Raw genomic sequence first — 10,764 nt, 5'->3', positions numbered from 1 at the left:
CGGAGGGCCCGGCTGGCCCTCCGCCGGACGGTGCCCTACTCGCCGGTGGTGCCGTCGATGGCTTCGCGGAGGAGATCCGCGTGGCCGACGTGGCGGGCGTACTCCTCGATCACGTGCTCGAGGATGAATCGCACGTCGGTGTCGCCGAACTCCTGGTTCGGCACGATGCGCGCGAGGTCGTCGGTCACCTTCGCGAACACCTGCCGCGACTCCTCGCACGCCTTCAGATAGTCCTCATAGACGTCCTTGGCCGGCGTCGGATCCGACTCGTCATACCACTCGTCACCGTCAGCAGTGACGTAGGTCCTGTAAGGGAAGAAATTGGGCGAGGTGCCCGCCAGCGTCCGCTGGAACCAGGCACGCTCGACTCCCTGCAAATGACGCATGAGCCCCAGGAGGGTCAAGGCCGAGGACCGGACGGGTCGTTGACGCAATTGTGCGTCAGAGAGACCTTCGCACTTCCACAGGAAGGTCGCTCGGTGGTAGTCGAGGTTCGAAACGATCACCTCCAACCATGGACCCGACACCCTGCGCTCGGGCCGAACGACTTTCTCGACCACAATCTCGCCCACGCTGGAGGCTCCTTACTCGTCATCAGGCCGGAGGAGTTGGTAAGCGACATGGCGTGGCAGAGACCGGGGGACCGGGCTACGCTCCACTGCCACCCTCGCCGCCCGAACGCCAGGCACTGAGACTTTGGTGACACGAACCTGTCGATCACCAACTTACGATGACAACGGTCATCCTTCGCCGACACGGTAGGCGATCGCAGAGACACTTGCCGGTCGTCTCCGCGACGCCGGTTCACAACCGTGCCAGCTCACCACCAAGTGGTGGGGTAGACCTCCCGCTGCAGGCGGGCGGAGACCATCTGCACGACGATGAGCAGCACCGTGCCGGCCGCCAGCAGGGGCACGAAGCGGTTGGCAGGCGGGTCGGTGAGCATGATCATGGCGGTGGTCGCCATGGCCGGCGGATGGGCGGACTTGAGCACGAGCACGAGTCCGCAGGCGATGCCGCAGGCCAAGGCGGCGGCCCAGGGGCCGTGCCAGCCGAGGGCGAGTACCGCGAAGCCGACGAGGCAGGACAGCATGTGGCTGCCGATGACATGGCGGGGCTGCGCGAGAGGAGAGTGGGGAGTCGCGGTGACGATCGCCGTCGTGGCGGCGAGCGGCGGTACCAGCACCGTTTGGTGCGTGAGCTGCCCTACGGCCACCAGTACGGCCAGTCCGACCGACGTGGTGACGGCTGCCGACGCGACCGTGCGCCGGGGCGGCCGCGGCTCGTCGGGTTTCCATGAGCGGATCGGAGGCCGCTTCGTCGGGCGGTCCGGGACGTCTACGACTTCCGCTTCCGTTATCTCGGGCGCGTCATATGTCATGAATGCGAAATTCTTGTCCGGACGGGAGGCCGACAGCCGCGATGCGGCCCGGCCGCCTTGCGGCGCGCGTCCGCGTCGGGCGGGAAGGAGGCGTGACCTGGGGGCCGTCGGGCGGGGCGCACACCTGTGGGGCGTACGGAAGCAGCACGGGAACTCCTCGGAACCGTCCCCGCTTCCGGCCCACGGCGGCTCGTCGTCCGTGAAGACGGGGATCACGCCCAGAATCCTGACCTCGCGCACCACCGCCTGTCCAAGCCCGCCTCCTTATCGCTCGATCGAGGCCGCCTATCGAGCCGCTTGCGCCAAGGTCAGGGGTAACCACCATTCCCCGCCAAGCCGGGCGCGTCGACCGGCGCAGGAGCCAACGGCTCGCCGGGCCACCGGGGCCTCCCGGCGCGGCAGGGGCGGCCGGATGGGGCCGACCGTGGAACAGTGGAAATACCGGCTCTGGGTGTGCGGTGCGTTCGCGGAATCCGGCGAGGCGAAGGAGGGCGCGATGAGTCTGCCGGTGGTAGCAGGCATCGACGGCTCGGCACGCAGCCTCGCAGCGGCCGATTGGGCTGCCCGGGAAGCGGTGCTTCGCCGGGCTCCGCTGCGGCTCGTGCACGCCACACCGTCGCCGCCCGGCCTGGTCATGCCGGTGACCGCCGCGGAGGTGTGGCAGCAGATCGGCGAAGAATTGCTGCGGCAGGCGGCCGCCGACCTCAGCGAGCGCTACTCGGACCTCGTCGTACGAGGCGAGCAGGTGTCCGGACGTCCGGACCAGACCCTGTTGTCGGCTGCGGCGGACGCCGGGCTGCTGGTCGTCGGAGGCCGGGGGACGGGCGGCTTCGACGGCCTGGCGGTGGGCTCGGTGGCGCTGCGCGCCGCGGCGGCCGCCACCTGTCCCGTGGTGGTGGTCCCGGAGTCACCGGCCGATGCCGGTGACGAGGCGGAGGCCCAAGCGGCGGGTGGCTCGGTGCGCGTGGTGGCGGGTCTCGACGCGCACGAACCGGTGGACGAGACGGCGGACTTCGCCTTCGCTGCCGCCCACGCGCACGACGCCCTCCTGCGGGTGGTGCACGCGTGGACCCTTCCCGCTGCCTCCGTTTCCCCGTTGATGCTGGAGGTCACCGAGGAGGACCGCGCCACCTGGGAGGACCAGGAGGTCCTGCTGCTGTCCGACGCCCTGCGGGAGTGGCGGCAGAAATACCCCGAGGTCACGGTGCAGCCGGATGTCCGGCTGCTCCATCCGGCGATGGCGCTGGTGACGGCGTCCTCGGGTGCGGACCTGCTGGTCATCGGGCGGCGCACGGAGCCACGGGCGCCGGAGGGACGGCTGGGGCCGGTCGCCCACGCGGTGCTGCATCACGCCCGTTGTCCGGTGGCGATCGTGCCGCACGCCGGCTGAGCGTGACCGGGCGGTTGGGGACCTGGCCCGTCAGCCCGTCTGAGACCGTCAGCCTCTCAGACCGTCTCAGACCGTCAGCCGAAGAAGACCTCGAACTCGTCGTAGAGCGAGGGATCGACCGTCTTGGCCTTGGCCGTCGCATCGGCGAGGGGGATGCGGACGATGTCCGTGCCGCGCAGGGCCACCATCATGCCGAAGGCCCCGTCCTTGACCGCGTCGACCGCGTGCAGGCCGAATCGCGTCGCGAGCCACCGGTCCCACGCGCTGGGTGTGCCGCCTCGTTGGACATGGCCCAGGACCGTGGTGCGGGCGTCCTCCCCGGTGCGGTCGGTGATCTCCCGTGCCACCCATTCGCCGATGCCGGACAGCCGTACGTGCCCGAACTCGTCGACCGTCCGGTCCTTGAGGACCATCTGGCCTTCCTTGGGCACCGCCCCCTCCGCCACGACGACGATCGGAGCGTAGTTGATCTTGAATCGGCTCTCGACCCAGCCGCAGACCTGCTCGATGTCGAACGGCCGCTCCGGAATGAGGATCGCGTTGGCGCCCCCCGCGACGCCGGCGTGCAGGGCGATCCACCCGGAATGCCGCCCCATGACCTCGACCACCAGGGCCCGCATGTGCGACTCGGCGGTGGTGTGCAGCCTGTCGATCGCCTCGGTGGCGATGCCGACGGCGGTGTCGAAGCCGAAGGTGTAGTCGGTCCCGGACACGTCGTTGTCGATGGTCTTCGGCACGCCCACCACATTGATCCCCCGGCGGCTCAGCTCACTGGCGACGCCGAGCGTGTCCTCACCGCCGATCGCGATGAGCGCGTCGATGCCGTGCGCGGTGAGCGTGTTCCGCACCCGGCCCTCCCCGTCCTCCTTCTTGAACGGGTTGGTACGGGAGGAGCCCAGGATGGTCCCTCCCCGTGGCAGGATTCCGCGTACGGCAGGGATGTCCAGCGGGACGACCCTGTCCTCGATCGCGCCGAGCCAGCCGTCGCGCAAGCCGATGAAGTCGAACCCGTACTCCTGGACGCCCTTGCGCACCACGCTGCGGATCACGGCATTGAGCCCGGGGCAGTCGCCTCCGCCGGTCAGCACACCTACCCTCATGGGCTTCTCCTTCCTGCCCGCCCGCACGGCCGCCGCCGCAGAGGCTCCGCTGGAGGCCCGGGGACCGAGGTCGCCCTGCCTCCAGCCTCCACCCATCCGATCGGCAGTGCCCACTCAGCCGGATGTGCGCGCACAGCCGAGCGCTGTAGGCCAAAGGAGTGAAGAAGCGTTCCGACCGATGAGGGTCACCGGGCGGTCAGCACCATGCGGAAGCGTGCGGCGCCGGAGAGCATCTTCCGGTACGCCTCATCGGCCCCGTCCAGCGGCATGATCTCGGTCATCGGGCGGATCCCGTGCTGGGCGCTGAACGCCATGGTCTCCTGCACGTCCTGTGCGGTGCCGGACGGATGGCCGCGCACGATCCTGCCCTGCAGGAGCAGCTGGAGCGGGCTGATTCCCAGCGGCTCGGGGGTCGCACCGATGACCACCAGTTCGCCGCGGGGGGACAGCCCGTCGACGGTCGCCGTGATGGCTTCGGAGTTGGCGGCCGTGGCCAGGACCACCTTGGCGCCGCCGAGGGACTGCAGCGCCTCTGCGACCGAGGTGCCCGCCGTGCTGTCGATGTAGTGGTGCGCGCCGAGGTGCTTGGCGAAGTCCGCCTTGTCGGCTCCGCGGGCGATGGCCACGGTCTCGAAGCCCATCGCGGCCGCGTACTTCACCGCCAGATGCCCGAGGCCGCCGATGCCGAGTACGGCGACCAGGTCACCCGGACGGGCCGAGCTGCGCCGCAGCCCGTTGTACGTCGTGACCCCCGCACAGCCCAGGGGCCCCGCATCCGTCGCCGAGAGCGCGTCGGGGATCCGGGCCAGGGCGTCCACCGGGGCGATCACCGTCTCCGCGAAACCGCCGTCGTACGCCCATCCGGGGACCTTCAGATTCACGCACACGATGAAGTCGCCCTGGCGGCAGGGCGTGCAATGGCCACAACTACCGCCGAACCAGCCCACTCCCACCCGGTCGCCCACCTGCCAACCGTAAGTTTGCGCTCCCTCGCCGAGCTCGTCGATGCGCCCGGCGATCTCATGCCCCGGCACCAGCGGAAACCGGACACCCGGGAACACGGCGTCGACGAATCCGACGTCGCTGTGGCAGATCCCGCAAGCGTCCACGGCAATCCGTACGTGGCCGGGACCTGGCTTGCGTTCCTCACGCTCGACGATCTCGAACGGCCCGCCGGCGGCGGCTACCTGCGCAGCTCGATAGGTGCTCATCTGGACCTCTCCCGGGCATCGAAAGGAACGGCCTCCAGAACCATCACAACATTTCCGGCCCTGTCGCGCGCGCCGGCCTGGGCCTTTGGCCGCGGGGAAACAAGAACCTTCCGGGGCTTCCGAGTCACGGGCTCCGCCCGCCTGCTTGCGCCTGAGCGGTTCGGTGCCTGGCAGACGGTCTACAACCGCTTCATGCGACGGCGGAACGCCTTCGTGTCGTCACGACGCCGTGCAGGAGCAGGTCGATGAGTCTGGTGGCCAGGTCGCGCTGCTCCTCGCTGGCGGCCATGAGACTGATCCCGCCGAGGGCCATCAGCACGTCCTGGGCATTGACCCCCGGCCGCGCCACTGACTGGCCCTCCCTGGACGTGAGCAGGTGGTCGATGGCCTCGGTGAGCAGGGTCCGGGTCTGGAGCCGCTCGCTGTCGTCGGTCAGCACCGTGCGCAGCGCGTCGGCCATACCGTGCTTGGCGGCCATGAAGTCGATGAACCGTTCCATCCATGTCCGCAGTGCGTCCACTGGCCGCAGCGTGGCCGCGAGGTGCGGTGCCACCTCGCACAGGCGCTGCACTTCGTGTCTGTAGATCGCCTCGATCAGCAGTTCCTTGGACGGGAACCGGCGGTAGAGCGTGCCGACGCCGACGCCGGCCTCGCGGGCGATGTCCTTGACCGAGGCGCCCGCTCCCTCGCGGGCGAAGGCGGCGGCTGCGGCCTTCAGTAGCCGATCCTCGTTGCGTTGCGCGTCGGCGCGCAGCGGCTTGCGGTCCCGCGCCGCGTCCCCCTCGTTGCCGGTCAATCCCGACTCCCTTCCTGTCACGCTTGCAAGCGGAACCAGTTCCGCTTACTGTCGAACTCGAACCGGAACCAGTTCCGGATATGAGCGTACGACGGCCCCGGCCTCCGCGCCACCAGCCGCACACTCGCCGCCCAAATCCACCGCCTCCATGGAGAGCGTCATGACCGACAACCTCATCACCACCCCGTTCGGGGCGCAGACGACCGCAGCCGAGGTGCTGGCCGGCGTCGACCTCAGTGGCAGGCGCGCCATCGTCACCGGGGGAGCCTCCGGCATCGGACGCGAAACCGCGCGCGTCCTGGCCGCTGCCGGCGCCGAGGTCACCATCGGCGTCCGCGACCTGGCCGCGGGCGCACAGGTCGCTGAGGAGATCGCCCCGGCGAACGGCCCGGGAACGGTGCGCGCCGCGATGCTCGACCTCGCCGACCAGACCTCGGTGCGCGCCTTTGTGGCGGCCTGGCAGGGGCCCCTGCACGTCCTGGTCCTCAACGCCGGCGTGATGGCCTCGCCGCTGGAGCGGACGAAGGAGGGCTGGGAGATGCAGTTCGCCACCAACCACCTCGGCCACTTCGCCCTCGCCACCGGCCTGCACAGCGCCATGGCAGCAGCCCGCGCCGCACGCGTGGTCGCCGTGAGCTCGGTCGGCCACGTCAACGGCGACGTGCTCTTCGACGACCTCAACTTTGAGCAGCACCCCTACGACCCGTGGGCGGCCTACAGCCAGTCCAAGACCGCCAACGTCCTGTTCGCCGTCGAGGCGGGCCGACGCTGGGCGTCCGACCTGATCGCCGTCAACGCCCTCAACCCCGGCCGCATCACCGGCACCCGGCTCGGCCGCCACATCGGGGACATCTCCAGCAGCCCGGCCTCGTTCGACGCCACCAGCACCGACGTGTCATGGAAGAACATCGAGCAGGGTGCCGCGACCTCGGTGCTGCTCGCCGCCTCCCCGCTGGTCGAGGGCGTAACCGGCCGGTACTTCGAAGACTGCAACGAGGCCGGCCCGCACCAGCCCGGTGTACGCCGCGGAGTGGCCGCCCACGCCCTGGACCCCCAGCACGCGGCCCGCCTGTGGCAGACCTCCCTCGACATGCTCACGGCAGCCGCAACGCCCGCCTGACGGCGCCACCCGCCACCCGCCACCAGTCACCCGGGAACAGCCTCGAGGCCGGGGTCGCTCGGGTGTGGGGACAGCGGCGTCACCGTGTCGTGCCGCCACACCCGCAACGGCATCGATGCGAGGACCTGCTCCAACTGCTCCGCGTCGTCGGCGCTGAAAAGCCCCCAGGTGCGCCATTCACCGGGGGCGAGCGGCGGACGCCACAGCCGCAGCAGGCTTCCCTGAGCGGCCAGTTCCCGCGACCGCGCGCCCTCCCGGGTACGGATGTCCGCCAGGGCCTCCTCGGTCGTGCCCTCCGGAACGGTGGTCACCATGTCGACCAGGAACTCCATGGATGGCTCTCCTCATCACGTCATGCCCGACACCGAAACACTAACGCCGGCCCCACCTCGACGCCGATCACGCGGAACGTGCCGCGTATCTCGGCCCGATCGACGCCGAGACAGGCAGCTGTATCCACCCCGGCTCCGGCACCGTGACCACAGCACCTATGCGCAAGATCATCTGCTGTCGCCCTTGTCCTGACACCGGCACCAGCACCGGGTAGCTGTGGCCGGGGCGCAGCGCGCGTGGACACGGCGTTTCCGGGGGTGGGGCTGAGGGATGGGGACGGTGGTTGGGGCGCCCGGGTATGCCGAGTGTTGTCACAACCGGGTGGTGGTGTCGATGGGCCGCATGAACACTGACCGAGGAGGCCGGCATTCGTCGCGGGTCCGCCGCGGGTGACGCCACAGGGCGCCAACCGCGGCGAACCGGTGACGTGTCAGCCGTCGATGCGGTGCTGGGTCCAGAACGAGGTCAGGTCTGTGCTCGTGGCGGCCTGGGCGGCTGCCTTGAACTCGGACGTGGTCGAGACGCCGTACCAGTGCGAAGTGGCGTAGTCCTTCAGCAGCTTGGCCATGACGCTGTCACCGAGGACGCGCCGCAGATCGTGCAGGGCGCACTTGCCGTAGCCGTAGACGACGGTGGAGTACCGGGACGAGTGGGCGTCCCAGTAGGCCATCGAGTTGGTGATCTTCTCCGCTGTCGAGGCCCACGAGACGCTGCTCCAGCAGCCCGTGCCGGTCTTGTTCAGCGCCAGATCGGTGGCGTAGTCGGTGAACGCCTCGTCCAGCCAAGGGCTGTTGTACTCGTCGTCGCCGACAATCCCGTACCACCACTGGTGGCCGATCTCGTGGGTGAGCGCCGTGGTGCTGACCAGGTCGAGGACGAACCCCGGGTACTCCATGCCGCCGAACCAGAAGTTGTTGTCGATCACCGCGTCCAACTCGCCGTACGGGTAGGCGCCGAACCGCGAGGCGTGGGCGTCCACGGCGGACTTCGCGGTGGTGAGCATCGACTGCGCGTCGGCTGTACTGATGCCTGAGACGGAGTAGACGTTCACGGGGGTGCCGGCGGTCGAGGTGCCGGAGATCTTGCTGAACGGGCCGGCCGCCCAGGCGAAGTCACGGACCTTGGCGGCGGTGGCGGTGGTGATCGTGCGTCCGCTGGAGCCGGGGGTGTCGACCGAGGCGCCGGTGGCCGGCACCAGCAGTGTGCTCGGGTGGTCGAGGGTCACCTTGAAGTCGGCGGCCAGTGAGTAGAACGACTCGCCGTTGTTGGTGTACGGGTCGAGGTGCCAGCCCGCCCCGTCCTTGACCGCGAGTACGGGCAGGGCGTTGCCGATCATGCCGAAGGCTCCGTCGTAGCCGAACCGGTCGGCGCCGCTGGGAACGGTGATGCCCAGGTCGAAGCCGATCGTGGCGGTCTGCCCCTGCGTCAGTGGCGTCGGCAGGTCGATCTTGAGGGCCGTGCAGCCGACCGAGAGGGCGCCCGCGGTGCCACCGGTGACGTTGCTGACCGTGATCGGCATGGCCGAGCAGGTGCCGTGGTAGTTGTCCCACAGCCTCAGATAGACCTCACTGAGCGCGGTGGAGGACGCGTTGGTGAAGGCCGCGCTCTCGTGGCCGGTCCAGACGGTGCCGCTCGTGTTGCTGCTCAGGCTGACGGTGTACGAGGGGGCGGCCGGAGTACGGGTGGCGTCGGCCGGCGGGGTCGTGTCACCTGAGGTGTTGAGGGCCACGTCGTCGACGACGAAGCTCGTCTGGAGGCTGGAGTCCTCGGTGCCGGTGAAGGCGACGTTCACGGTCTGGCCCGCGAAGGCCGACACGTCGAAGGACTTCTGCACATAGCCGGTGGCCTTGTTGAGGTTCGAGTACGTCGCCAGTGTCGTACTGCCGATCTTTGCCGTCAGCTTGTCGTAGGCGGTGGACGAGGTCGTCTCGGCGGTGTCGATGTGCAGCCAGAAGGTGAGGGTGGCGCTGCTGCACCCGGACGGGATCGTGACGCTCTGCGAGAGAGTGTCGGTGCGCGTACTGCCGACACCGTCCAGCCAGGCGAAATTGGTGCCGCCGTGAGCGGTCTGACCGGCGCGATTGGTGATCACGCTGGTCGACGACTGGCTCCAGGGCGAAGTCCCGCTTTCGAAGCCACCGTTGGCGACCACCTGGGCAGGGGTGCAGGCGGCGGCCAGCGGGGCCGCGGGCGGCGCGGCTGCCGCCGCGGTGTTGGGGAGCGAGACAGCGGCCAACGCGGCGACGGCCAGTGCGCTCGCGGCGAGGGCGTTGTGGGGGGTTGGTCTCACACGAAACTCCTTTGAGGCGGCCGGGGTTCCGGCCTGCTCGGTGGCCGCCTGGTCGGCTTGGGTGCGCCGGAGGGCGGCCGCGGGCTGCGCGTATCGGCTGCGCTTATCGACTGCGCGATCGATGGAGCGAGATCTTCGCTGCGTCCCCCTGGGGTCAGGGCGACGGTTGCCGGAAGCCTTGCAGATGTGACCGGAGCATGTCATCAGGGCGCGGAGGCAGGGCTATCGGGACCCGGCGGCAGATCCATTAAATGGCGATAAATATGACTGTTTGCCCGTTTTGTCTTTTGGTGTGGGCGCGCACTCCGTGAATCGCCCAAACACCCCCGCCGCAGTGACCTCCGCCATATGACGTGCGTCACTACGAGGTCCGGTAGTAGCAAATCGGACGTTCTATGACTTGTTATTGCAGCACTGACGAAGCAGCTATTCCGGATGTGTACGAATTTAGGTAGTAGAAGTCGCCTGTTGACCAAAGATTTCCGGATCCGTAACACTCTCGCTGGCCCGGCGGACTTCCTCGGGTTTCCCCGATGGAAGAGACGATCCTCGAATGAAGTTCTCCGCGATATCGAAGCTCGGTCGAATGGCCAAGGGCGCCAAGTACTCCGTGGGTGTCGCGGCGGTCGGCGCCGCGGTGGCCGCCAGTACGCTGGCTGCCGCTCCGGCCGCATCCGCCGCCACCTCCTCCCAGGGCAACCTGAGCGGCTGGATCAACCGGTCGCTGTCGGTCATGCACTCCCACGGCATCCCGGGCAGCTACTCCGGGATCTACCGCAATGTGATGCGTGAGTCGTCGGGCAACCCGCGCGCGATCAACCTGTGGGACTCCAACGCCGCGATCGGCACCCCCTCCAAGGGGCTGCTGCAGGTGATCGACCCGACCTTCAGGGCCTACCACGTGTCGGGAACGTCCTGGAACATCTACGACCCGGTCGCGAACATCACCGCCGCCTGCAACTACGCGGCCAAGCACTACGGTTCGATCGACAACGTGAACTCGGCATACTGACCCGCGCGTTCCGTACGTGACCGCGTCCCCGTGCGCCAGGGCCGCCGGGAGTGCGGGGAACGGAAAGGGCCGGGCGCGACGGCTTGGGGAGCGCCCGCCGATACGGGGGGTGCCGAGAATACGACGACGCG

At 69.1% G+C, this 10,764-nt stretch carries 10 protein-coding genes; 3 read left to right on the top strand and 7 right to left on the bottom strand.

Features of this window, described 5'->3' with window-relative positions; genetic code table 11:
- Positions 1-35 precede the first annotated feature (35 nt).
- Both ACFXJ5_RS40710 and ACFXJ5_RS40705 read right to left on the bottom strand, forming a co-directional pair.
- Complete coding sequence (locus ACFXJ5_RS40710) at positions 36-572, bottom strand: DinB family protein (RefSeq protein WP_384643440.1); 537 nt, start codon at positions 570-572, stop codon at positions 36-38.
- Between the two features lie 248 nt (positions 573-820).
- Positions 821-1,381, bottom strand: a complete 561-nt coding sequence (locus ACFXJ5_RS40705) for an HPP family protein (RefSeq protein ID WP_384643437.1) — start codon at positions 1,379-1,381, stop codon at positions 821-823.
- Positions 1,382-1,805: 424 nt separating this feature from the next.
- Here ACFXJ5_RS40705 and ACFXJ5_RS40700 point away from each other — a divergent pair, with 424 nt between their 5' ends.
- On the top strand, positions 1,806-2,771 hold the full coding sequence (locus ACFXJ5_RS40700; protein ID WP_384643434.1) for a universal stress protein: 966 nt from the start codon (positions 1,806-1,808) through the stop codon (positions 2,769-2,771).
- Between the two features lie 74 nt (positions 2,772-2,845).
- On the opposite strand, the gene ACFXJ5_RS40695 is transcribed toward ACFXJ5_RS40700, so the two are convergent.
- The 3 genes from ACFXJ5_RS40695 to ACFXJ5_RS40685 form a co-directional block, all read right to left on the bottom strand.
- The gene (locus tag ACFXJ5_RS40695; RefSeq protein WP_384643431.1) at positions 2,846-3,871 is read right to left on the bottom strand and encodes a 6-phosphofructokinase; all 1,026 of its coding nucleotides are present in this window, start codon (positions 3,869-3,871) and stop codon (positions 2,846-2,848) included.
- Between the two features lie 185 nt (positions 3,872-4,056).
- On the bottom strand, positions 4,057-5,082 hold the full coding sequence (locus tag ACFXJ5_RS40690; RefSeq protein ID WP_384643428.1) for an alcohol dehydrogenase: 1,026 nt from the start codon (positions 5,080-5,082) through the stop codon (positions 4,057-4,059).
- A gap of 190 nt (positions 5,083-5,272) precedes the next feature.
- Complete coding sequence (locus tag ACFXJ5_RS40685; RefSeq protein WP_384643425.1) at positions 5,273-5,878, bottom strand: TetR/AcrR family transcriptional regulator; 606 nt, start codon at positions 5,876-5,878, stop codon at positions 5,273-5,275.
- Positions 5,879-6,038: 160 nt separating this feature from the next.
- Here ACFXJ5_RS40685 and ACFXJ5_RS40680 point away from each other — a divergent pair, with 160 nt between their 5' ends.
- Positions 6,039-6,998 (top strand): SDR family NAD(P)-dependent oxidoreductase, encoded by a 960-nt coding sequence (locus ACFXJ5_RS40680; protein WP_384643422.1) that lies wholly within the window; start codon positions 6,039-6,041, stop codon positions 6,996-6,998.
- A 26-nt stretch (positions 6,999-7,024) separates the two neighbouring features.
- Here the strand turns inward: ACFXJ5_RS40680 and ACFXJ5_RS40675 are convergent, their stop codons facing one another.
- Together ACFXJ5_RS40675 and ACFXJ5_RS40670 are read right to left on the bottom strand one after the other, a co-directional pair.
- Positions 7,025-7,330, bottom strand: a complete 306-nt coding sequence (locus ACFXJ5_RS40675) for a muconolactone Delta-isomerase family protein (RefSeq protein WP_384643419.1) — start codon at positions 7,328-7,330, stop codon at positions 7,025-7,027.
- Positions 7,331-7,761: 431 nt separating this feature from the next.
- The gene (locus ACFXJ5_RS40670) at positions 7,762-9,621 is read right to left on the bottom strand and encodes a M1 family aminopeptidase (RefSeq protein ID WP_384643416.1); all 1,860 of its coding nucleotides are present in this window, start codon (positions 9,619-9,621) and stop codon (positions 7,762-7,764) included.
- Between the two features lie 553 nt (positions 9,622-10,174).
- On the opposite strand from ACFXJ5_RS40670, the gene ACFXJ5_RS40665 reads away from it, so the two are divergent.
- On the top strand, positions 10,175-10,633 hold the full coding sequence (locus tag ACFXJ5_RS40665; protein WP_384643414.1) for a transglycosylase SLT domain-containing protein: 459 nt from the start codon (positions 10,175-10,177) through the stop codon (positions 10,631-10,633).
- The last annotated feature ends 131 nt before the right edge of the window (positions 10,634-10,764 follow it).

Source organism: Streptomyces sp. NPDC059373 (assembly GCF_042751495.1).
Classification (GTDB): domain Bacteria; phylum Actinomycetota; class Actinomycetes; order Streptomycetales; family Streptomycetaceae; genus Actinacidiphila.
Note: the sequence above shows the minus strand (reverse complement) of the source record. Positions and strands in the feature narration are given on the sequence as shown.

Coding starts and splice junctions, on each gene's coding strand:
- ACFXJ5_RS40705 (WP_384643437.1), bottom strand. CDS start 1,381: ATGACATATGACGCGCCCGAGATAACGGAAGCGGAAGTCGTAGACGTC.
- ACFXJ5_RS40690 (WP_384643428.1), bottom strand. CDS start 5,082: ATGAGCACCTATCGAGCTGCGCAGGTAGCCGCCGCCGGCGGGCCGTTC.
- ACFXJ5_RS40680 (WP_384643422.1), top strand. CDS start 6,039: ATGACCGACAACCTCATCACCACCCCGTTCGGGGCGCAGACGACCGCA.
- ACFXJ5_RS40665 (WP_384643414.1), top strand. CDS start 10,175: ATGAAGTTCTCCGCGATATCGAAGCTCGGTCGAATGGCCAAGGGCGCC.
- ACFXJ5_RS40675 (WP_384643419.1), bottom strand. CDS start 7,330: ATGGAGTTCCTGGTCGACATGGTGACCACCGTTCCGGAGGGCACGACC.
- ACFXJ5_RS40695 (WP_384643431.1), bottom strand. CDS start 3,871: ATGAGGGTAGGTGTGCTGACCGGCGGAGGCGACTGCCCCGGGCTCAAT.